The organism is Allorhizobium sp. GW101-3B10 (assembly GCF_059424725.1).
The window spans coordinates 2,985,646-3,006,916 of the sequence record NZ_JBWKZR010000001.1 but is presented as its reverse complement, the minus strand read 5'-3'; the positions used below and the strand labels follow the sequence as shown (position 1 = coordinate 3,006,916).

The window sequence follows — 21,271 nt, the reverse complement described above, 5'->3', positions numbered from 1 at the left end:
GGCTGATGCAGGGGAGCGGCACATGGGAACGAACAAGGTGATCTTGCTGCTGCTCGCCCTCTCGGGCGCCCTTCTCGCCTGGATGTTCTTCGGGCTCGATCCGGAGTTCCAGCGCTTAAGCGGGGCAGGGAGCTTCCTCGACGCCCGGCTGTCCGGCTATGAGACCGATGCGGTGCTCGCCCTTCAGGCGGCGCTTGCCGATCCGGCGCGGGCCGATGCCCGCGACCTTTTGCAACTGATGTATCTCGGCCCGGACCTCGTCCTGCCCTTGGTCCTCACGCTTTCGCTCTGCCTGCTCTTTCGCGGCTATGCCCCCGGCGCCCTGCTCTATGGCCGGCGCATTGAGGTCCGCCATGTTCGGCTGCTCTGCCTCTTGCCGATCGCCTACGGCATCGTCGACTATGCCGAAAATGCGAGCTTTCTTCTCTATTTCCCCCCGGCGACGCCCGGACCGACGCTTTCGGCGCTCCTTCCCGATCTTCTTCCCTGGATGACGCGCGTGAAGCTCCTGTTCCTCGCCGTTTCCGTCATTCTCGTGCTCCGGCTTGCCCTGTTCAAACCGCTGGTCACGCGCGGATAACGGACTTTTGTTGTCGCGCGGACGGCAAGCTGCCCTATCCTTCCCGATGATTGCCCCCGCGTCCGCACGCGACGGGCGTCGTGTTGCGGAACGGAGGTCATCATGGAAACGCCGAAGATCACCCAGGCGATGATCAACGCCTATGACGAGTACACCCATCTGACGCTCGATCGGCGTCGCTTCATGGAAAAGCTCACTTTGCTGGCCGGCTCCGGCGCGGCTGCCGCAGCGATCGCGCCGATGCTGGCGGCCAGCGGTGCAAAGGCTGCCATGGTCGAGGAAATGGACGCGCGCCTGACGGCCGGGGACATCACCTATCCGGGCGCCGGCGGCGAGATGAAGGGCTATCTCGTCGTGCCGAAGGATGCGGCGGGAAAGCTGCCCGGCGTGATCGTCATCCACGAGAACCGCGGCCTCAATCCGCATATCCGCGACGTGGCACGGCGCTTGGCGCTGGAAGGCTTCGTGGCGCTCGCGCCCGACTTCCTGTCGCCGCAGGGCGGAACGCCCGAAAACGAGGACAAGGCGCGAGACATGTTCTCGACCCTCGACATGGGCGCGACGGTTGCCAACGGCGAGGCGACGCGGGCCTTCCTGGCAACGCATGAGAAGGTCAACGGCAAGGTCGGCGCGATCGGCTTCTGCTGGGGCGGCGGCATGGTGAACCGCATGGCGGTCGCCTCGCCGGAACTCGGCGCCGGCGTCGCCTACTACGGCTCCCAGGTGCCGGCCGAGGAGGTGCCGATGATCAAGGCGCCGCTGCTGCTGCACTATGCCGGCCTCGACGAGCGCATCAATGCCGGTATCGACGCCTACAGGGCGGCGCTGGAGAAGAACGGCAAGACCTTCGAGATCTTCGTCTATGACGGCGTCAACCACGCCTTCAACAACGATACCTCCGCCGCCCGCTACGACAAGGCGGCGGCCGATCTCGCCTGGTCGCGCACTGTCGAGTTCCTCAGGAAAAACCTCGGCTGAGTGCTGCGGCGCAGCATCTTCCTGTCCCGCGAGGTGTCGCATTATTGCGACGCCCGTCAATGCATAGCGTTTGTGTAATTGATGCGCGTCAAATTCGTATCGCCCTGCGCGTGTATTCTGCGCGCGAACCGGCGATCCAGGGTGTGCACCCATCGCCTCGCGTCTATGAGAACAGAGGAGGAGATCAGAATGGCTCAAATGATGAAAGCTGCCGTCGTCCGGGAATTCGGCAAGCCGCTCACCATCGAGGAATGGGCTATCCCGGAACCGGGCCCGGGCCAGATCCTCGTCAAGTATGAAGCCACGGGCGTTTGCCACACCGACCTGCATGCCGCCAATGGCGACTGGCCGGTCAAGCCCAGCCCGCCCCTCATTCCCGGCCATGAGGGCGTCGGCTACGTCGCCAAGCTCGGTGCCGGCGTTTCCCGCATCAAGGAGGGCGACCGTGTTGGCGTTCCGTGGCTGCACACCGCCTGCGGCTGCTGCTCGCCCTGCCGCACCGGCTGGGAAACGCTTTGCGGCAGCCAGCAGAACACCGGCTATTCGGTCAACGGCACCTTTGCCCAGTATGGCCTCGCCGATCCCGATTTCGTCGGCCGCCTGCCGGACAATCTCGAATTCGGTGCAGCAGCACCCGTGCTCTGCGCCGGCGTCACGGTCTACAAGGGCCTGAAGGAAACCGAAGTGCGCCCCGGCGAATGGGTGGTCATCTCCGGCATCGGCGGTCTCGGCCACATGGCCGTGCAATATGCCAAGGCCATGGGCATGCATGTGGTCGCCGCCGACATCTTCGATGACAAGCTGAAGCTCGCCACGGATCTCGGCGCCGACATGGTCGTCAACGGCACCGCCAAGGACGCCATCGAACAGGTGCAGAAGGCGACCGGCGGCGTGCATGGCGCGCTCGTCACCGCCGTCTCGCCGAAGGCGATGGAGCAGGCCTACGGCTTCCTGCGCTCCAAGGGCACGATGGCCTTGGTCGGCCTGCCGCCGGGCTTCATCTCGCTGCCGGTGTTCGAAACCGTGCTGAAGCGCATCACGGTGCGCGGCTCGATCGTCGGCACCCGCCAGGATCTCGAGGAATCGCTGGTCTTCGCCGGCGAAGGCAAGGTTGCAGCGCACTTCTCCTGGGACAAGATCGAGAACATCAACGCCATCTTCCATCGCATGGAAGAGGGCAAGATCGACGGCCGCATTGTGCTCGATCTCGCCTGATCGACAGGATCGTCACGCCAAGACGAAGGGCGGCGCGGGTTTCCGCACCGCCCTTTGATGTTTCAAAGGCTCAAGGCTGGTCCTCGGTTCGAGTGAGCGGATGAACGCTCGCTGTGGTTACAAGAAAACTACAAATTCCTTATAGCGAGTTTTGCCAGGTTTCTCGCTCTGAACGAGCTTTTGAAGGCGGCCCGGCGCGCCGAGGGCCTTCTTCCGGGGCTTTAGAGGCTGGATGCGGCTGTTCTTGCCAGCTGGTTTGCGGGCTGGCGCGCGCTCGCACTCTCGCGGCTTGCCATGATCGCCTCCGCCAGCGCCTCCATATCGGCCCGCCGCGGGCTCGAACGGCGCCAGACGAGGCCGATCTCGCGCGACGGCGCGGGGTCTGCGAAGGGCACGATGCGGATCGGCGTGCGCGCCGTTTCCGTCTCGATCGCCAGTTCGGGGATCAGCGTCATGCCCATGTCGTTCGACACCATCTGCAAAAGCGTGGTCATGGACGTGGCGCCGAAGTTGACCAGGCTTCGCTTGCTCGCCGCCTTGCAGACGGAAAGCGCCTGTTCGCGCAGGCAATGGCCCTCCTCCAGCAGCAGCAACCGGTCGGGGTCGACCTCGGTCTCCGTCATCGGTGAGAGGAGTACGTCGCTGTCATTGGCCGACATCGCCATATAGAAGTGGTCGACGAAAAGGCTCTTTGCCACGACGCTGTCCATTTCGATCGGGATGGCGGCGACGATGGCGTCAAGCCGCCCCTCGGCGAGGTCGCCGAGCAGCCGGTCGGTCACCGCCTCCTTCAGTTCGATCTCGATCAGCGGGTGCTCGCGTCTCAGATAGGGCACCATTCGCGGCACGAGATAGGGCGCAACGGTCGGAATGATGCCGAGCCTGAGCAGACCCTCCAGCGTGCCGGACGACCGCCGGGCCGCCTCTTCCAGGCGATCCACCGCGGCCAGAACCGTGCGTGCATGGTTCAGAACCTCCTGGCCCTTGTCGGTCAGCAGCGTGCTGGAGCGGGTTCGCTCGACCAGTTTCACGCCGAGATGCTTCTCCATTTCCATGATCTGGGCGGAGAGGGCGGGTTGGCTGATGTGAACCATTTCGGCCGCCTTGCCGAAGTGAAGCGTGGTGGCGAGCGCCTCGAAGTAGCGCAGTTGACGGATGCTAATCATGATAGGAATACCTTATCGCCAATCCAATTAAATACAATTGGAAATTATGGAACTTATGCCCGATGGTGGCCCCAGTTCACTCGTTTTTGCGAAAAACAGGAGGCCAAGATGAACGAGCACGTGAAATCCACCGGCAAATGTCCGGTCATGCACGGCGGCAATACCGCCATGGGCAAATCCGTCATGGATTGGTGGCCGAATGCACTGAACCTCGACATCCTGCACCAGCACGACACCAAGACGAACCCGCTGGGTCCGGACTTCAATTATCGCGAAGAGCTGAAGAAGCTCGACGTCGAGGCGCTGAAGGCCGATCTTCGCGCGCTGATGCTCGACAGCCAGGAATGGTGGCCGGCCGACTGGGGCTCCTATGTCGGCATGATGGCCCGCGTCACCTGGCATGCCGCCGGTTCCTACCGCGTGACCGACGGCCGTGGCGGCGCCAACGTCGGCAACCAGCGTTTCGCGCCGCTCAATTCCTGGCCGGACAATGTCAACACCGACAAGGGCCGCCGCCTGCTGTGGCCGATCAAGAAGAAGTACGGCAACAAGATCTCCTGGGCCGACCTGATCGCGCTCGCCGGCACGATCGCCTACGACGTCGCCGGCCTGAAGACCTTCGGCTTTGCCTTCGGCCGCGAGGACATCTGGCATCCGCAAAAGGACACCTACTGGGGTGACGAGAAGGAATGGCTGGCACCGAGCGACGGCCGCTATGGCGACGTCACCAAGCCGGGCACGCTGGAAAACCCGCTCGCCGCCGTCCAGATGGGTCTCATCTACGTCAATCCGGAAGGCGTCAACGGCAAGTCCGATCCGCTGGCGACCGCCGCGCAGATGCGCGAGACCTTCGCCCGCATGGGCATGAACGACGAGGAAACCGTGGCGCTCACCGCCGGCGGTCACACGATCGGCAAGTCCCACGGCAATGGTAGTGCCGCCAATCTCAGCCCCGATCCGGAAACCGCAGGACCGGAATTCCAGGGGCTCGGCTGGATGAACACCAAGGGTCGGGGCATCGGCCGCGATACCGTCGTCTCCGGCATCGAGGGCGCCTGGACCACGCAACCGACGAAGTGGGACAACGGCTACTTCGAGATGCTGTTCAAGCATGAATGGACGCTGACGCACAGCCCGGCGGGGGCGTCCCAGTGGGCGCCGATCACCATTGCCGAGGAGGACAAGCCGGCCGACGTCGAGGATCCCTCGATCCACGTCATGCCGATGATGACCGATGCGGACATGGCGTTGAAGGTCGACCCGATCTATCGCGAGATTTCACTGAGGTTCAAGGACGACTTCGCGGCTTTCTCGGACGCCTTCGCCCGCGCCTGGTTCAAGCTCACCCACCGCGACGTCGGCCCTAAGTCGCGCTATTTCGGCCCGGACGTTCCGGCCGAGGACCTGATCTGGCAGGATCCGATCCCGGCCGGCCGCACCGACTACGACGTCGTCGCGGTCAAGGCGAAGATCATCAACAGCGGCCTCACCATCGCCGAGATGGTCGCCACCGCCTGGGACAGTGCCCGCACCTTCCGTGGGTCCGACAAGCGCGGCGGCGCAAACGGCGCCCGCATTCGCCTGGCCCCGCAGAAGGACTGGGAAGGCAATGAGCCCGCCCGCCTCGCCAAGGTTCTGACGGTCCTCGAAGGCATTGCCGCAGAAACCGGCGCAAGTCTTGCCGACGTCATCGTTCTCGCCGGCAATGTCGGCGTCGAACTGGCGGCGAAGGCCGCGGGTTTCGATATCGCCGTGCCCTTCGCCCCGGGCCGTGGCGACGCCACCGCCGAGCAGACCGACGCGGACAGCTTTGCAGTGCTCGAGCCGCTCGCCGACGGCTTCCGCAACTGGCAGAAGAAGGACTATGTCGTCAGCCCCGAGGAAATGCTGCTCGACCGCGCTCAGTTGATGGGGCTCACCGCTCCGGAACTGACCGTCCTCATCGGCGGCATGCGCGTGCTGGGCACCAACTACGGCGGTACGGCGCACGGCGTGTTCACCGACCGTGTCGGGGCGCTGACCAACGACTTCTTCGCCACACTCACGGACATGGCCTATTCCTGGGTCCCGACCGGCAGCAACAGCTACGACATCCGCGACCGCAAGAGCGGTGCGACCAAGTATACGGCGACCCGCGTCGATCTTGTACTCGGTTCGAACTCGATCCTGCGCGCCTATGCGGAAGTCTACGCCCAGGACGACAGCAAGGAAAAGTTCGTGAAGGATTTCGTTGCCGCCTGGACAAAGGTGATGAACGCCGATCGCTTCGACATCGCCTGAGCAGGATCCGGCGATCCAAGTTGCCGGATTGCGAATGAACCATGGGACGGGAGGGGCCGGAACGATGCGAACGTTCCGGCCCCTCCCGGCTTTTTCAGGTGTCGTTAAAAGGCAATCTTTCCTTTTAAAACAAAGGGACTAAAACCACGTCTAGATGGACCGAGTCGGTGCACTGAAGGCTCTCTCCAGAGCCTGGGACGGGTGTTATGAGTACCAAGAAATCGGGCGGGCGCCTGCAATTGCGCAAGAAACCGCAGCAGGAACGGAGCATTCAGCGTCTGGACGCGATCATGGAAGCCGCTGTCCACCTCATTGCCGAGAACGGCGTCGGTAATCTCAAGATGACGGATCTTGCCGCGCGAGCGGGTGTGCCGATCGGCTCTCTCTATCAGTTCTTTCCCGAGCGCGCCGCCGTTGTCAGGGCGCTGCACGACCGACACACGGAACGCGTCGAAAGCGGCGCGCAGCGGGTGTTTTCGAAAGTCACCTCGCTTTCGGAGGTGGAGGCCCTGCTGGGCATGGCGGTCGACTCCTTCTATGCCACCTTCCGCAACGACCCAGTCTATCTGCCCGTGTGGCTGGCCGCGATCTCCGACCCGGACCTGCAGCGTCTCAACACCGATCATCAGACCAGACTGACATCGGTCCTGTGTGCGATCTTTCGCCCGCTGCTCCCCAAGGACACCACGATCGATCTCGAAGTCCGTGTGATGCTTTTTGTCTATCTCACCGGGGCTACGGTCCGCCGCGCCATGATCGAGGACGAAGCGACCGCGCGCCGCATTCTCGACGAATGGAAGAAGAACGTCCAGAAGACCATGTTCACGGACTGAACCGCGTCCGCGAAATCGCCGAAGCCTACCAGCCCGGCATCATGTTGCCGGCCCGCATGCGCGGATAATAGCGCGGCAGGGTCTTCACGTCGTTCTCCAGGTCGTCCTCGACGGTGTTCGGCGTGATGTTGTCGAGGCAGGCGGAGATGTGGTCGGTGATTGCGTTCATCAGCGAGGTCGAAAGGCCCGGACGCTTCATCAGACCGATCTGCACCGGCGGCAGTGGCGGGAAGCCGTCGTTCTGCGTCAGTACCTTCATGCCGGTCCTCAGCGCCGATTCCGGCAGGACCGAGACGGCCATGCCGGCAAGCACGGCGGCGGTGACGACCGTCGAGGACCAGCTTGTGAACAGGATCTGATAGTCGCGCCCGTCGGCGTCGAGTGCCGAGCAGGCCATCTGCCGCCATTGGCAGTCTCTGCGACCGACCGCGAGCGGCACCGGCGCGTCGTCCTTCAGCGGATGGTTGGCGGAGCCGACCCAGCAGAGCGGCTCGGTGCGCACCACGTCGGAGGTTCTGAGCTGCGGATTGTGCGTGACCAGCGCGATGTCGAGTTCGCCCTTCGCCATCTTCTCCGCCAGGTCCACCGAGGGTTCGCAGACGATGTAAAGCTCGACGTTCGGATGGGTCTTGGCGAAGCGGCCGATGATCTCCGGCATGTAGCGGTCGGCATAGTCGTCCGGCGTGCCGATCCGGAGCGTGCCTTCGAGGCGGTTGTCGTCGAAGGCGGCGATCGCCTCCGAATTCAAGCGAATGATGCGGCGCGCATAGTTGAGGAGCTTGTCGCCCTCGGCCGACAGGCGGTTGCCGCGGCCGTCCTTGATGAACAGCTGCTTGCCGATGCGTTCTTCCAGCCTTCGCATCTGCATCGATACGGCCGACTGGGTCTTGAACACCCGTCCGGCGGCTTTGGTGAAACTGCCTGTGTCGACAATGGCGACGAAGGTCTGGAGCTGATCGATATCGAGGGGCGCCGACATGAGATACATCCATAAGAACGATTGATACTAACTATTAGAAACATTCGTTGGACTGATCAATACCGTTTCCGCATTGTGAGGCTGCAAATCAGCAGACACCGACCGTGCCCTTGGGCACTGCCGGCCAGACCCGGTTGATCCCTTGCCGCCGTGCGGCAAGGGCAGCTCAGACTCGTGCCAATCGAAAGGACAAAGCCATGCGCACGACCGAACGGATGATCGAACTCGATATCGCCGAGCCGCGGCTGGGGCTTGTCACCCGCCTCGTTGCCGCGACCACGCGCGTGAAGTCCGTCTGGCGTGCCATCCGCAATCGACGTGCCGCGAACCGCCTTGCCGATCTCGACGACTTCCAGCTGAGGGACATCGGCCTTAGCCGTTCCGATGTCGAGCAGGCCCTGAAGTTGTCCGGCTTTGCGGACGATCCTTCGCTGCATCTGTCGCGCTCGGCCCGCAACCGTTCGCGGCGCGCATTGCGCGGACTGACGCTCGATTAGGCCGAACATTTTCCATCCCCGCAGGGTGATAGCCAATAAACCCTGCCGCTTGCCCGGTCATGGTCCTCCATGCCGGGCATTTTTTTGACTGAATCGGCCGGAAAGCGACAGCTATCCACAGGCTAGCTACGGCTCGGTAACGGCTTGCTAACGCTGTTCTGGAACCATGGCGAGCAAAGCAGCCATTCGGATTTTCCGCGGAGCCATTGACATGCGCATTTCCAGGAAGCTGCCGCTTGCGGCGGCCCTCTTCGCTTTCGTCTCCTTGAGCGCCTCCATGGCGATCAATTTCTACCTTGAGAGCCGGATCCTGACCGATCAGGTCTACCAGAAGCTGGAGGCGACGGCCGATGGCCGGCGCAACGAGGCGCGAGGCTATCTCGACAGCATCAGGCTCGACATGTCATCGCTCGCATCCAGCTTCACCACCCAGCAGGCGCTCTACGGCTTCACGGGTGCGATGAACTTCCTCGGCGACGACCCCGTCAAGGAACTGCACGCCCGCTACATCGACGGCAACCCGAATGCCGAAGGCGAGAAATACAAGCTCGATACGGCCAAGAAGGACGCCTACGACCGCGCCCACAAGCAATATCATGCCGCCTTCCTCAAGCATCTCCAGTCGCTCGGCTATTATGATCTTTTCCTGATCAATCCGGCCGGCACCATCGTCTATACGGTGATGAAGGAGCGGGACTACGGCACGAACCTGCTGACCGGCCCCCACAAGGACAGCGGCCTTGGCCAGGTCTTCCAGAAGGCGCTGAAGGCCGAAGGCGGCGTGGTGTCCATGTCGGACTTCGAGGCCTATGCGCCGTCCAAGGGGGCTGCGGCCTCCTTCGTCGCAACGCCGATCCTGCAGAATGGCCGAACCATCGGCGTGCTCGCCTACCAGCTGCCCAATGACCGTTTCAATGCGCTCTATGCCAATAAGACGGGCCTGGGCAAGACCGGAGAGACGATTCTCGTCAGCACGGCCGGCCAGGTCATCAACGACAGCGCCCATACCGCCGAGAACGACGCCCTTGCCGTCAAGATCGACTCTCCGCTGGTCGGCGAAGCCATCGCCGGCCGCGAGGCGCTGGGCGACATTTCAGGCTATCGTGACATGAAGAGCTTTGCCGCCTCCTCGCCACTGAGCTTCGGCGGCGCCCAGTTCGCCGTCATCGCGCTGATTGCCGAGGATGAGGTCAACGCGGACCTGATCGGAAATGCGTTGACGTCGGTCGGCTTCGGTCTGTTGCTGATCGTCATCGGCTCGGCGGTTGCCGTCGTCTATTCACGCACGCTGACCAGGCCGATCTCCAGGCTCGTCAACTCGATGGAAGAGCTCGCCGGCGGCAATACCGAGATTGTGCTGGAGGGCGAGACCCGCCAGGACGAGATCGGCGACATGGCGCGTTCGGTCGCGGTTTTCCGCCGCGCCGAGATCGACAAGCGCGAACTGGAAGCCGAGACCGAGCATCGCCGTTCGGCAAGCGAGGACGAGCGCCGCGAGCGCGACGCCGAGAAGGCCGCCGAACAGGCGCGTCTCACCGAAACGGTCGAGACGCTGGGCGCAGCCCTTCAGCGGCTGGCCAGCGGCGACCTCACGGCGACGATCGACAAGCCTTTCGCCAGCGGCCTCGACCGGCTGCGCATCGACTTCAACGCCTCGCTCGAGCGCCTGTCGCATACGATCGCGGCCGTGCACGGCAGTGTTTCCGACATCAACCACAAGAGCGGCAAGGTCAGTTCCTCGACGTCCGATCTTTCCAAGCGCACCGAACAGCAGGCTGCCGTGCTGGTCCAGACGTCGACGGCCGTTCGCCAGATCATGGACGCCATCCGTCACTCGACCGAGCGAGCGGAGACCGCATCGCAGCTGGCGCGCGAGGCGCGCATCAACTCCGACCGTTCCGGCGAGATCGTCGGCGGCGCCGTCAATGCGATGGAGCGGATCGAGAATGCCTCGAGCGAAATCTCGAAGATCATCAACGTGATCGACGAGATCGCCTTCCAGACGAACCTGCTGGCGCTCAATGCCGGTGTCGAGGCGGCGCGTGCCGGCGAGGCCGGCAAGGGCTTTGCCGTCGTTGCCCAGGAAGTGCGGGAACTTGCCCAGCGCTCGGCCAACGCCGCAAAGGACATCAAGTCGCTGATCACCAAGTCGGGCGAGGAAGTGGCGAACGGCGTCGGTCTCGTCAAGCAGACCGGCGATGTTCTCTCCTCGATCGCCGGCCAGGTGGTACAGATCGGCGACCACATCCACTCGATCGCCGGCGCCGCCCGCGAACAGTCGACCGGCCTCAAGGAGGTGACGGCCGCCGTCGCCCGCATGGAGGACGTCACCCAGCAGAACGCCCGTGCGGCCGAGCAGACCAATGCCGAAATGACGGCGCTCACCCATGATGCGGAGACCCTGGCCGGCCTCGTCGGACAGTTCACCGTCGAGAAGGGCATGGGTTCCGTCACGGAGCGTTTCGCCGACATGCGCGACAAGAGCTTCTCCATGGCCGATCGTACCTTCGCACCGGTCGCTCCGGCAAAGCCGGTCAAGCCGCTTGCGACCCGGGTTGCTCCGGCCGGACCGGGCAACCGGGCATTCTCCTCTCCGGCCAAGGCCCTGCTCGACAAGCTGTCGACCGGCTTTTCAAAGTCCGCGCCGCTGGCCAAGGCCAAGGGCGACGAAAACTGGGAAGAGTTCTGAGAAGCCACCGATAGAAATGAAAAAGGGCGGCCGTGGGCCGCCCTTTCTGTATTTGTTGAGCCTTGGCTCAGGCCTTAGGCTCTTCCGGCGCGGCATCCGGTGCCGGCTGTGTCTTTTTCTGCCCATTGGCGGACAGGTAGCTGTCGAAGATCTGTTCCATGCTCTTCTGGTAGTTCTTCTGAACCTCCAGCCCGCTGTCGAACATGACGTTCATCAGTTCGCTCATCTGGGCTGCCGGCGCAGCATCCCCCTCGGGTTTAGGGGCTTCCTTGGCCGCGGCAGGCGCACCGGCACCCTGGGTGCCATAGGTGCTGGTCATCATGTCCTGGAAGGCCTTGGCGAACGGATTGTCGAAGAACGGATTGCCCCCCTGAGGCGCCTGCGGCTTCTGGGCGGCGCCCATCATGTCCTGCAAGGCCTTGGTGAAGGGATTGTCGAAGATGTTCGGCTGCTTCGGTGCCGGTTTGGGCTGGATGCCGGTGCTTTCCAGCCATTGCTGCATCATCGCGCCCATCGGCGTTCCGGCAAAGGGATTGGCATCGGCCATCTGACCGGTGGTCTGCTTGAACAGGCCGCCCATGATCGCGTCGGCCATGACCGGCAGCATCTGCTTCAGCACTTCCTGGCCCACGCCGGTGAACTGTGCCGCCTGGGCGGCGATGGCGCGCGACACCTCCTTGGACCCGAACAGTTTCTCCAGGACCTGGTTGCCGTCGGCAATGCCCTGCGGGGTGAAGGCCTTGTTCATGTCCTCGAAATATTTGGCGTAACTGCCCGAGGCCATGGTGCCGATCAGGGAGGAAAAGTCGTAAGGGTTGGCGGAGTTGCGCTTGAACCCGGAGGAAAAGGCCGGCATCAGCGCGGCCATGGCCTTCGTCGCCTGTTCCTGCGCCAGGTTGAACTGGCTGGCCATCGCCTCCATGGCCGTTCCGTTCTGTGCCCGCAGCATCATGTCAAAAAGTGGCAACATCGGCGTCCTTTCCCCGAGCTCGCAACGCAGTTCGAGGCACTATAGCCGGAAAAGAGCAGGCGCAAACCGGTTTTTCCCGTGCAGCGACGCCAAGTTGCCACGGACGAGCAGGGGACGCGGCGCGACCGAAGCGGCGCCGCCGCCCGTCAGTACTGGTATTCGTCGAAGACCGGCTCGACCTTGCCGTTCCAACGGCCATGGTAGAGCGAGAGCAAATCGTCCGCCAGCGTCGTTCGCTTCGCTACCACCTCGTCGAGTGGGCCGAGGAATACGCTCTCGTCCTGGCCTTCGCCGTTGAGGCGGGCGCGGCTGACAAGCCCCTGGCGGGACAGGGAAACGACGTCCCGGGCCACGTCGAGCAGGCTTCGTCCGGCGATCTCGGCCTTCAGACCCTTGGCCGGCACGGCATCGCGAAGCGCATTGACCTCGGGGAAGCTCCAGCTTCGGGTCAGCTGATCGACGGCTTCAAGCGCTGCGTCGTCATAGAGCAGGCCGACCCAGAAGGCAGGCAGTGCGCAAATGCGCCGCCACGGTCCGCCGTCGGCGCCGCGCATTTCGAGGAAGCGCTTCAACCGGACGTCGGGGAACAGCGTCGAAAGATGATTGGTCCAGTCGCCGAGCGTGGGTTCCCAGGCGGCCACCTCACCCTTCAGTACACCCGCCATGAACTGGCGGAAGGTGACATGGGTACAGTCGTGATAGCGGCCGTCCCGCACGATGAAATACATCGGCACGTCGAGCGCCCATTCGACATAGTCGGCAAAGCCGAAATCGTCATCGAGCGTGAAGGGGAGAATGCCCGCGCGGGCATTGTCGGTGTCGCGCCAGATCTCGCCGCGCCAGGACAGGAGACCGTTCGGCTTGCCCTCGGTAAACGGCGAGGCGGCGAAGAGGGCGGTGGCGAGTGGCTGCAGCTTCATGCCCACCCGCATCTTGCGCCGCATGTCGGCCTCGGAGGAGAAGTCGAGATTCACCTGGATGGTGCAGGTGCGGTACATCATGTCGAGGCCGTGGCTGCCGACCTTCGGCATGTAACGCGTCATGATCTCGTAGCGCGACTTCGGCATGCGCGGCGTTTCGTCCAGCGTCCATTTCGGGCTGCCGCCGATGCCGAGGAAGCGTATGCCCATCGGCTCCGCGACTTCTCGCACCGCCGCCAGATGCTGGTTCGATTCCCGGCAGGTGTCGTGCAGCGTTTCGACCGGTGCGCCCGACAGCTCGAACTGCCCGCCCGGTTCGATCGAGATGGCGCCCATGCCGTGCGCTTCGGCAAGCCCGATGATGTTGTCGCCATCCATGATCGGATCCCAGCCGGTCTTGACCTGCATGCCGAGCAGCAGCGCCCGGATGCCGGCCTCGCCGAAATAGGGAACGGGGCTGTTGTCGGTGCGGAAGAAGGCGAATTTTTCGTGCTCGGTACCGATGCGGAACGCCTCTTTCGGCTTGCAACCACCTGCAAGGTAGTCCGCCATCTGAGCAACGGAAGCAAGGGGCGTATCGTCGGTGGTATCACGAGCCATGGATCAAACCTTGTTTGGCGTCGCCGGCACGCGCACCGGCCCATAAGGCAAGGTGATTGGACCGGATTTTGGGGCGGCGCAAGTGAAAATCTCTTAAAAGCCGGTCAAAAAAAATCCCGCCTGCACGAGTTTCCGACCAATGTCTCAATGGACGCGAAGGGGCGTCTAGTGCCAGTCGCCGATCGCCGCCTGGACCACGGCGAGCGCCGCCACGGCGGCCGTGTCGGCCCTGAGGATGCGGGGGCCGAGCGGGATGGCGGTGACGAAGGGAAGGGAGCGCAACAGAAGTCGCTCGTCGTCGGAAAAGCCGCCTTCGGGTCCGACCAGCAGGGCCAGCCGCCGCTCCTCGATGCGCGACAGGGCCGCAAGCGGGTTCTGCGTCTGGCTGTCCTCGTCGCAGAAGATGATGCGCCGGTCGGAGCGCCAGCCTTCGAGCAGGTCCTTGAGTTTCTGCGGGGCTGCGACCTTCGGGATCGCCAGCACGCCGCACTGCTCCGCCGCCTCGACCGCATTGGCCTGCAGCCGCTCCAGGCTGGTGATCTTGCCCTGCACGTGCTGGGTCATCACCGGCTGCAAGAGGCCCGCCCCCATCTCGACCGCCTTCTGCACCAGATAGTCCATCCGGCCGACCTTGAGCGGGGCGAACAGGAACTGCAGGTCGCAATCCTTCGGCTGCGGGCAGGTTTGTTCGATCGGCGTCAGCTGGATCTTCTTGCGGCTCGGAAAGGTAAGCGTCGCCTTCCACTCGCCGTCGCGGCCGTTGAAGAGCAGGATCTCCGCGCCATCCTGCAGACGCAGCACGTTGGCCAGGTAGTTGAACTGTTCGGGGCTGGCCTCGATACCCTTTTCCAGGCCGAGATCGGCCTCGACATAGAGCCTTTGCATCCGGTAGTTCGCGCGCATGTCCGTGTCCGCTTCAGAGGAAGAGCAGATACATAACCCAGTAGAGCAGGGCTGCAAGCCCTGCCGATGCCGGTACGGTGATGATCCAGGCCGCGACGATCGTCATGAAATGCGAACGGCGCACGAGATAGCGGCGGCGCAGCTCGTCGGGATTGCGCTCGCGCGGGTCTTCGATCTCCCAGTGATCGGCCTTCATGCGCATATACGCGATGCGTCGCTTCGAATTGCGCGTGTACCACTCTCGGAAGAAGCCGACGCCGAACACGGCGCCGACTGCGATGTGGGTCGAACTGACCGGGAGCCCGAACCAGGAGGCGATGATCACGGTCACGGCGGCGGAGAGCGCGACGCTGAAACCGCGCATCGGATTGAGCTTGGTGATCTGCGAGCCGACGAGGCGGATCAGCTTGGGGCCGAACAGCAGGAGGCCGGCAGAAATGCCGAGCGCGCCGATGATAGTCACCCAGTTCGGTGCTTCGACCATCGCACCGACGGTTTCTGCTCGAGCCGCCTGGACGATCGCGGCGAGCGGTCCGATCGCATTGGCGACGTCATTGGCGCCATGGGCAAAGGAGAGCAGGGCGGCCGAAAAGACCAGCGGAAGACGAAACAGCTTGCGCAGGGACTGGTTGCGGTTTTCCAGCCCTTCGGACTGCCGCCGGATCAGCGGGATGCACGCGAGCCAGGCGAAGAGCCCGATCGCAAGGCCGCTCAGCATGGCCGTCGGCATGCCGACATCGAACACCTGGCCGATGCCCTTCATGGTGAGGTAGCTGGCGAAGGAGCCGGCCATGACGGCGATCAGCACGGGAACCCAGCGCCGCGCGGCGGCGATCTTGTCGGCGCGATAGACGATGAAGTCCTTGATGAAATAAAGGATCAGGGCCGCGATGGCGCCGCCAAGGAGCGGCGACACCATCCAGCTGACCGTGATGCCCGCCATGATGCTCCAGTTCACTGACGAGAAGCCGGCGGCCGCAACGCCGGCCCCCATGACGGCGCCGACGATCGAGTGGGTCGTGGATACGGGCGCGTTGGTCCAGGTGGCGAAATTCACCCACAGGGCGGAGGCGAGCAGCGCCGCCATCATCGCCAGGGAGAACGCCTGCGGGTGGGTACCCATGCCGGGATCGAGGATGCCATCCGAAATGGTTTCGATCACGTCGCCGCCGGCGATCAGCGCCCCGGCGATCTCGAACACCGCGGCGATCACCAGCGCGCCGGACATCGAAATCGCCCGCGCGCCGACGGCCGCGCCGACATTGTTGGTCACGTCGTTGGCGCCGATGTTCATCGCCATGTAGGCGCCGACCGCCGCAGCCGTGATGATGACGATGGCGCCCGGCTGGTCGATCACATAGAAGCCGGCAAACAGGGTCGCCAGGATGAGAAAGGTCAGTCCGATTCCGACCGGAAGCGCTCCGCGCCAGACCTGCTGCGCCGCGGCCTCGGCATAGGCGATCTTGTCCAGGTCCTTGTCGAGCGTCGGCTTGACGAGGGTCGGTGGCGGTTTTGCCATGACGGCGGCGTCTCCTGCTGCGACAGGCGCGGCCGTCGAGCCAAGGGTTTCGTAAGCGGTGGGCGTTGAAGCCTCATCCGTTTAGGACCAATGGCCCCGGCATTCAAGAAGGAAGGATGTGAAGTTCCGCCGAACTAAGGCGATTTGGGCGATTGGCCGGCCGGGACCGCGTCATTCAGCATTTGCTGTTCGAAGGTGTGGAACAGCACCTTCAATTCCGGTTCCTGCACCCGGGCAGCAGCCTCCTCGCAATTGACCCATTCCAGCCGGCGGGTTCCCTTTTCCGGGAAATCCTTCAGCAGTTCCTTCACCTCGAGGGCGTGCACCTGGACCCGGCAGGTGAGCTTCAGGCCGTCGCTCATGCCTTTGTGGTAGGTGTAGTAACCGATCGGCTCGCGGGAGACATTGCCCTTGACGCCAGCCTCCTCGTAGGCCTCGCGCTCCGCGACGGCATGCGACTTCTTTCCCCGCATCGGCCAGCCCTTGGGAATGACCCAGCGACCGGTGTCGCGGCTGGTGACGAGCAGAACCTCGGGTGCGAGCTGCTTCTTGCGTTTCCGAAAGCACAGGGCCGCATATTGCTGGCGGGGCGGGCGCCGCAGCATCAATTGTACGTCGGACGCTATCCGGCTCATCATGCTCAAGGTTGGAAACACCCCATTCTTTAGAATACAAGCTTACGCTGATTCGCTGACAATCAATCGGTCTATGCACGACAGCGCTGCATTCCCGGCAATTTTGTGAGCCCATGCCATTCCGTCAAGCATTTCCGAAGAAATGCCTGATTTTGGTCAGGCGGGCGGCGGGGCGCCGCCGAGCCAGTGGCGCAGGCCTTCGATCACGCCGTCGGCCTCTTTTCCTCGGGCCTGGTAGATTCGGCCCTTGTCTGAAAAACGCTGCCTGAGTTCGTCTCGGGCGTTGGCGGGAATGATGCCGCGCACCCCGTCGAGCCGGAACATGTCCGCGTCGTTGCCCGTGTCACCCGCAACGACGACTTCGTCCAGCGCGACGCCGAGCTTGCCGCAGAGCCAGACGAGCGCATTGCCCTTGTCGGCATTGGCCGGGAGAATATCGAGATCGCGATCGCTCGAATAGACGATCTTGACCTGCATTTCCCCCTCGGCGATCCGTTGCTCCAGCGCAGAAAGCCGCTCCGCGGTGGCGCGGTACAGATACCAGCTCGACTTGTGATCGTGCTGGTAGCGGTCCGGTTGCGGTTGGAGGCCGGGAAAATCGCCGACGAGGTTTGCGATGCTCGCCGCGTCGTAGCCGCCGCCGATGAAGTCGGCATATTCCGCCTGCAATCCGTCCAGCGCATTGCCGGCCATCATCGTGCCGACCCCGCCGATCACCAGATCGGCGGGCGGCAGGCCTTCCTCGACGATGAAGGACAGAATATCGTCGACCAGTCGACCGCTGTTGTAGACGAGCAGCGGCCGTCTCTCCGGGGCGAGCCCTTGCCAGAACGCGGAGAACCGCCGCGAGGCGTCGCGATTGCCCGCGAGCGTCCCGTCGAGGTCGGAGGAGAACAGCCGTACCGGATTCAATCGCCGTCGTTCCATGGTTCCGCCCAATCGGCCTCCTCGAGCGCCTGTGCCAGCGGCCGGCCCTCGACCAGCGCCACCAGCTGCTGGGCGATGCCTGTCCAGGTGAAGAGGCTGCGTGCCTTGTGGGCGCCCATGCGCGACAGCCGGTCCCTCAGGCGCGGATGGCGGAAGGGCTTCATCATGGTGATGCCCAGATCCTCCTTGTCGAAGGGATCGGCATAGAGCGCGTGCCGGCCGTAGCTGACGGCGCGGAACAGCCCGCCATGGATGGTGACGATCGCCGGCGTGCCGCTCGCCATCGCCTCGATCGCCGTCATGCCGAAGGGTTCGTAGCGGCTCGACAGCACGAAGAGATCGGCGGCGCGATAATAGTCGGGCAGTTCCTCGTCCGGGATGAAGCCGGTGAAGTCGACGCGATCGGCAAGGCCGAGATCGGCAACCTGCTTCTTCAGCCCGTCGAGAATGCCCTGCTCCTGCGCGTCGAGGTTCTCCCCGCCGAGCGCGAGGCGCAGGCGGGCGTCGGGCACGCGGCTGGCCAGCACGGAAAAGCCGTCGATCAGGAGATCATAGCCCTTGTTGGTGGCAAGCCGGCCGAGCGCCAGGACCACCTTGCCCTCGAAGCCCAGCCGCTGGCGCACCATCTGGCGCGAGGCTTCCGAGACCGGATAGAAGCGGTTGTCGTCATAGCCGGGCGGGATCATGTGCACGCGATTGCGGCTGAGCCCATAGTCCTCGATCAGCATGTCGAGCTGGATCGGGGTCGTCGCGACCACCAGCTGGCAGCTGCGGTAGACGATCAGCTCGTGCTGGATGCGTTCCTTGAAGTTGAATTCCGCCTCGAACCTGTCGGCGCGCTCCGGATAGTCGGTCTCCATCTGCCGCTTCTTCCACAGGCCGAGCGAATGCGGCGCGTGGATATGCGGAATGTTGAGCGCCTCGGAGAGCCGCTGTCCGGCGACGCCGGCGTCCCAGTAATGGCTGTTGATGAAGAGATAGGACAGACCTTCGCGCTTGATGTAGCGGAGCGCCTTCTCGTTCCATTCGTTGAGATGGCGGTGAAGATATTCCTTCGGGATGAAGTCCGGGCCGCCGCAGGGAATACGGATGACCCGAACGTCTGCGTCGACCTCGTCGATCTCCGGCTGGTCCTCGAAGCGGCGCGTATAGATGTCGACCTTGTGACCGAGCTGGGCCAGCTTCTTCGCCAGTTCAATGACATAGACGACCTGGCCGCCGGTATCGGCAGCCCCCAGGGGCGGCTGGGCGGCGACATAGCCATGGGTGGAGACGAGCGCGATCCGTGGCGCCGCATTCACATCGATGTAGCTTGTCATAATCTCTCACAATACAAATTTCATTCCGGAAGTGTTCTGTCCAAACGAGCCGGAATTGGGATTGTTCCCCAAAAAGAGAACCCCATTGCTGATGTGAGAGCCGATCGGCGCCCGTGGGGGCGACGCCGGAAAGCCAGGATCAATGCGTCTGAGCCGCCCCGACGATGACGATGTGCAGCGCCCGCGGGCCATGCGCACCGAGCAGAAGGGTCTGCTCGATGTCGGCCGAGCGGGACGGTCCGGTGATGAAATTCACCGTGCGCGGCATGGCCGGACCCTGCATCGCGCGAAGCCGCGCCCAGATGGTCTCCATGTCGCCGGCGATCTCGTCGGCGCGGACGACGACGATGTGGTGCTCGGGCAGGAAATTGAGCGTCACCGGATTGTCGGGGCCGGAGAGCACCGCGAGCGTACCTGTCTCGGCCACGGCTCCGAAGGCATGGCTGACCGCGGCGAGATCGTCGCCATCGGATGCGCCATGGCGAATCTCCAGCGTCGCCTCCGCCGACCACGGCGCAATGGCCAGGCGGAGATCGGCGCCGAGACGGATCGCGGCCGGCAGGTTGCGGCCCATCAGATAGGCCGACACCGCGGCCGGTAGCGCATCCATCGTCTCGACCCGTTCGGTCGTCGCGTTGTACTTCTCCGCCATGAAGCGGAACAGCTGGAGGCGCTCTTCCGCCGGCAATTGGCCGCGTGCCGGGATGATGCCCTTGGGCGTCTGGGCAAGCCGCGCGGCAACGGCCGCGCGCCGTTCGTCGTCGGCGGTCGGAGCCTTCAGCGAGGCACGGATCTTCGAAAGAATGGCGGTTCTGCCGTCCATGGTCATGCTCCCTGCCGCTTCGCCTGGCGCGCCGCCCAGGCCTGGGTGAAGGTCTGGCCTTCGGGCGCCGGCAGGTCGCGATACTTCGTCCAGCCGCCGGCGAGCGGCAGCGCCGAGATCCGCTTGTTGGCCCCGCCGATCAGCGACAGCATCGAGGCGGCGAGCGAGGTAGCCATGCGGTAGAGCTTCGGCCGCTTGGCGAAGAAGGCCCAGACGGAGAGGCCGTATCGGGTGGAAGCCGGCGTCAGATGCCGCTCGAATTCCCGCTCGCGCCAGTGCCGCATCATCTTCGGCAGCGGAATGCGCATCGGGCAGACGCTTTCGCAGCGTCCGCAGAAGGTCGAGGCATTCGGCAGGTGTGCCGACTGCTCCACGCCGAACAGCGACGGCGTCAGCACCGCGCCCATCGGCCCGGGATAGACCGAGCCATAGGCGTGGCCGCCGACCGCATGATAGACCGGGCAGTGGTTCATGCAGGCGCCGCAGCGGATGCAGCGGAGCATTTCCTGAAACTCGGTGCCGAGCATCGAGGTGCGGCCGTTGTCGAGCAGGACCACATGATATTCGACCGGGCCGTCCGGATCCTCCGCCCGCTTCGGGCCGGTCGAAAACGTGGTGTAGACTGACATGTCCTGGCCGGTTGCCGAGCGGGCGAGCAGGCGCAGGATCTGCGAACAGTCCTCCAGCGTCGGCACGATCTTCTCGATCGAGGCGACCACGACATGCACCTTGCCGAGCGTCTGGGTAAGATCGCCATTGCCCTCGTTGGTGACGATCACCGAGGAACCGGTTTCGGCAATCAGGAAGTTGGCGCCGGTGATCCCGACATCGGCCTGGAAGTAACGCTTGCGCAGCACCTCGCGCGCCTCCGAAAGCAGCGATTCCGGTGCCGTCAGGTCGCGATCGACGTCGAGATGGGTGTGGACGCGGCGGAAATCCTCTTCCACCTGTTCCTTGTTGAGATGCACGGCGGGCGCGATGATATGGCTCGGATGCTCGCCGCGCAGCTGGATGATGTACTCGCCAAGGTCCGTCTCGACCGGCTCGACGCCCTGGGCTTCGAGGAATTCGTTGAGGTTGATCTCCTCGGTGATCATCGACTTGCCCTTGGTGACGGTCTTCGCCTTCACCCTGCGGCAGATGTCCATGACGATGCGGCGCGCGTCCTCGGCGCTTTCCGCCCAGTGCACATGCCCGCCGGAGGCCGTGACCTTCTGCTCATAGGCTTCCAGATAAAGGTCGAGATGCGCGAGCGTATGGTTCTTGATGTCGCGGGCATTGTCGCGCAGGGCATCGAATTCCGGTAGCGCCGCAGCCGCGGCGGCGCGCTTGGCGATGAAGCCCTTCTCGACATTCTGCAAGGCCTTCTGCAGCTGCGGGTTGTGCAGCGCGCGGGCGGCGTTGTCCTTGAACTGGGGGGAGGTGAACTGCATGGCTC

General features: G+C 63.9%; 18 protein-coding genes. 7 read left to right on the top strand and 11 right to left on the bottom strand.

Going from position 1 to position 21,271, the window contains the following annotated elements; genetic code table 11:
• The first annotated feature begins 22 nt into the window (after positions 1 to 22).
• The 3 genes from AC07Y0_RS15085 to adhP all read left to right on the top strand — a co-directional run bounded on the left by AC07Y0_RS15085 (position 23) and on the right by adhP (position 2,773).
• Positions 23 to 580 carry a hypothetical protein gene (locus AC07Y0_RS15085; RefSeq protein WP_498678571.1) on the top strand — a complete coding sequence of 186 codons (558 nt, stop codon included), beginning with the start codon at positions 23 to 25 and terminating at the stop codon, positions 578 to 580.
• Between the two features lie 102 nt (positions 581 to 682).
• The gene (locus AC07Y0_RS15080) at positions 683 to 1,558 is read left to right on the top strand and encodes a dienelactone hydrolase family protein (RefSeq protein WP_498678570.1); all 876 of its coding nucleotides are present in this window, start codon (positions 683 to 685) and stop codon (positions 1,556 to 1,558) included.
• Positions 1,559 to 1,747: 189 nt separating this feature from the next.
• A complete protein-coding gene (gene adhP, locus AC07Y0_RS15075; RefSeq protein WP_498678569.1) occupies positions 1,748 to 2,773 on the top strand; it encodes an alcohol dehydrogenase AdhP in 1,026 nt (341 codons plus the stop codon).
• Positions 2,774 to 2,994: 221 nt separating this feature from the next.
• Here the strand turns inward: adhP and AC07Y0_RS15070 are convergent, their stop codons facing one another.
• Positions 2,995 to 3,939 carry a hydrogen peroxide-inducible genes activator gene (locus tag AC07Y0_RS15070; RefSeq protein ID WP_498678568.1) on the bottom strand — a complete coding sequence of 315 codons (945 nt, stop codon included), beginning with the start codon at positions 3,937 to 3,939 and terminating at the stop codon, positions 2,995 to 2,997.
• Positions 3,940 to 4,047: 108 nt separating this feature from the next.
• On the opposite strand from AC07Y0_RS15070, the gene katG reads away from it, so the two are divergent.
• On the top strand, positions 4,048 to 6,219 hold the full coding sequence (katG, locus tag AC07Y0_RS15065) for a catalase/peroxidase HPI (protein WP_498678567.1): 2,172 nt from the start codon (positions 4,048 to 4,050) through the stop codon (positions 6,217 to 6,219).
• Between the two features lie 206 nt (positions 6,220 to 6,425).
• Positions 6,426 to 7,052, top strand: a complete 627-nt coding sequence (locus tag AC07Y0_RS15060; protein WP_498678566.1) for a TetR/AcrR family transcriptional regulator — start codon at positions 6,426 to 6,428, stop codon at positions 7,050 to 7,052.
• A gap of 25 nt (positions 7,053 to 7,077) precedes the next feature.
• Here AC07Y0_RS15060 and AC07Y0_RS15055 read toward each other — a convergent pair whose 3' ends face one another.
• The gene (locus AC07Y0_RS15055) at positions 7,078 to 8,031 is read right to left on the bottom strand and encodes a LysR substrate-binding domain-containing protein (protein ID WP_498678565.1); all 954 of its coding nucleotides are present in this window, start codon (positions 8,029 to 8,031) and stop codon (positions 7,078 to 7,080) included.
• 197 nt (positions 8,032 to 8,228) lie between these two features.
• Here AC07Y0_RS15055 and AC07Y0_RS15050 point away from each other — a divergent pair, with 197 nt between their 5' ends.
• Both AC07Y0_RS15050 and AC07Y0_RS15045 read left to right on the top strand, forming a co-directional pair.
• Positions 8,229 to 8,528, top strand: coding sequence for a DUF1127 domain-containing protein (locus AC07Y0_RS15050; RefSeq protein WP_498678564.1), 300 nt, complete (start codon positions 8,229 to 8,231; stop codon positions 8,526 to 8,528).
• 211 nt (positions 8,529 to 8,739) lie between these two features.
• The gene (locus tag AC07Y0_RS15045; protein WP_498678563.1) at positions 8,740 to 11,217 is read left to right on the top strand and encodes a methyl-accepting chemotaxis protein; all 2,478 of its coding nucleotides are present in this window, start codon (positions 8,740 to 8,742) and stop codon (positions 11,215 to 11,217) included.
• A gap of 67 nt (positions 11,218 to 11,284) precedes the next feature.
• Here AC07Y0_RS15045 and AC07Y0_RS15040 read toward each other — a convergent pair whose 3' ends face one another.
• The 9 genes from AC07Y0_RS15040 to AC07Y0_RS15000 form a co-directional block, all read right to left on the bottom strand.
• Positions 11,285 to 12,187: a DUF937 domain-containing protein gene (locus AC07Y0_RS15040; RefSeq protein WP_498678562.1), complete on the bottom strand. Its 903-nt coding sequence runs from the start codon at positions 12,185 to 12,187 to the stop codon at positions 11,285 to 11,287.
• Between the two features lie 146 nt (positions 12,188 to 12,333).
• Positions 12,334 to 13,707, bottom strand: a complete 1,374-nt coding sequence (locus tag AC07Y0_RS15035) for a glutamate--cysteine ligase (protein ID WP_498678561.1) — start codon at positions 13,705 to 13,707, stop codon at positions 12,334 to 12,336.
• 165 nt (positions 13,708 to 13,872) lie between these two features.
• Complete coding sequence (locus tag AC07Y0_RS15030; protein WP_498678560.1) at positions 13,873 to 14,610, bottom strand: 16S rRNA (uracil(1498)-N(3))-methyltransferase; 738 nt, start codon at positions 14,608 to 14,610, stop codon at positions 13,873 to 13,875.
• Between the two features lie 13 nt (positions 14,611 to 14,623).
• A complete protein-coding gene (locus AC07Y0_RS15025) occupies positions 14,624 to 16,129 on the bottom strand; it encodes an inorganic phosphate transporter (protein WP_498678559.1) in 1,506 nt (501 codons plus the stop codon).
• Between the two features lie 134 nt (positions 16,130 to 16,263).
• Complete coding sequence (locus AC07Y0_RS15020) at positions 16,264 to 16,767, bottom strand: NUDIX hydrolase (RefSeq protein WP_498680245.1); 504 nt, start codon at positions 16,765 to 16,767, stop codon at positions 16,264 to 16,266.
• Positions 16,768 to 16,920: 153 nt separating this feature from the next.
• A complete protein-coding gene (locus AC07Y0_RS15015) occupies positions 16,921 to 17,676 on the bottom strand; it encodes an HAD-IIB family hydrolase (RefSeq protein WP_498678558.1) in 756 nt (251 codons plus the stop codon).
• A complete protein-coding gene (locus tag AC07Y0_RS15010) occupies positions 17,673 to 19,010 on the bottom strand; it encodes a glycosyltransferase family 4 protein (RefSeq protein ID WP_498678557.1) in 1,338 nt (445 codons plus the stop codon). Before AC07Y0_RS15010 ends, AC07Y0_RS15015 begins: the two co-directional genes overlap by 4 nt.
• 139 nt (positions 19,011 to 19,149) lie before the next feature.
• Positions 19,150 to 19,833 carry a LutC/YkgG family protein gene (locus tag AC07Y0_RS15005; protein WP_498678556.1) on the bottom strand — a complete coding sequence of 228 codons (684 nt, stop codon included), beginning with the start codon at positions 19,831 to 19,833 and terminating at the stop codon, positions 19,150 to 19,152.
• Positions 19,834 to 19,835: 2 nt separating this feature from the next.
• Positions 19,836 to 21,266, bottom strand: coding sequence for a LutB/LldF family L-lactate oxidation iron-sulfur protein (locus AC07Y0_RS15000; RefSeq protein ID WP_498678555.1), 1,431 nt, complete (start codon positions 21,264 to 21,266; stop codon positions 19,836 to 19,838).
• Positions 21,267 to 21,271 lie beyond the last annotated feature (5 nt).

Coding starts and splice junctions, on each gene's coding strand:
- adhP (WP_498678569.1), top strand. CDS start 1,748: ATGGCTCAAATGATGAAAGCTGCCGTCGTCCGGGAATTCGGCAAGCCG.
- AC07Y0_RS15025 (WP_498678559.1), bottom strand. CDS start 16,129: ATGGCAAAACCGCCACCGACCCTCGTCAAGCCGACGCTCGACAAGGAC.
- AC07Y0_RS15080 (WP_498678570.1), top strand. CDS start 683: ATGGAAACGCCGAAGATCACCCAGGCGATGATCAACGCCTATGACGAG.
- AC07Y0_RS15040 (WP_498678562.1), bottom strand. CDS start 12,187: ATGTTGCCACTTTTTGACATGATGCTGCGGGCACAGAACGGAACGGCC.
- AC07Y0_RS15055 (WP_498678565.1), bottom strand. CDS start 8,031: ATGTCGGCGCCCCTCGATATCGATCAGCTCCAGACCTTCGTCGCCATT.
- AC07Y0_RS15050 (WP_498678564.1), top strand. CDS start 8,229: ATGCGCACGACCGAACGGATGATCGAACTCGATATCGCCGAGCCGCGG.
- AC07Y0_RS15070 (WP_498678568.1), bottom strand. CDS start 3,939: ATGATTAGCATCCGTCAACTGCGCTACTTCGAGGCGCTCGCCACCACG.
- AC07Y0_RS15010 (WP_498678557.1), bottom strand. CDS start 19,010: ATGACAAGCTACATCGATGTGAATGCGGCGCCACGGATCGCGCTCGTC.
- AC07Y0_RS15060 (WP_498678566.1), top strand. CDS start 6,426: ATGAGTACCAAGAAATCGGGCGGGCGCCTGCAATTGCGCAAGAAACCG.
- AC07Y0_RS15030 (WP_498678560.1), bottom strand. CDS start 14,610: ATGCGCGCGAACTACCGGATGCAAAGGCTCTATGTCGAGGCCGATCTC.
- AC07Y0_RS15085 (WP_498678571.1), top strand. CDS start 23: ATGGGAACGAACAAGGTGATCTTGCTGCTGCTCGCCCTCTCGGGCGCC.
- AC07Y0_RS15000 (WP_498678555.1), bottom strand. CDS start 21,266: ATGCAGTTCACCTCCCCCCAGTTCAAGGACAACGCCGCCCGCGCGCTG.
- AC07Y0_RS15020 (WP_498680245.1), bottom strand. CDS start 16,767: ATGATGAGCCGGATAGCGTCCGACGTACAATTGATGCTGCGGCGCCCG.
- AC07Y0_RS15035 (WP_498678561.1), bottom strand. CDS start 13,707: ATGGCTCGTGATACCACCGACGATACGCCCCTTGCTTCCGTTGCTCAG.
- AC07Y0_RS15045 (WP_498678563.1), top strand. CDS start 8,740: ATGCGCATTTCCAGGAAGCTGCCGCTTGCGGCGGCCCTCTTCGCTTTC.
- AC07Y0_RS15005 (WP_498678556.1), bottom strand. CDS start 19,833: ATGGACGGCAGAACCGCCATTCTTTCGAAGATCCGTGCCTCGCTGAAG.
- katG (WP_498678567.1), top strand. CDS start 4,048: ATGAACGAGCACGTGAAATCCACCGGCAAATGTCCGGTCATGCACGGC.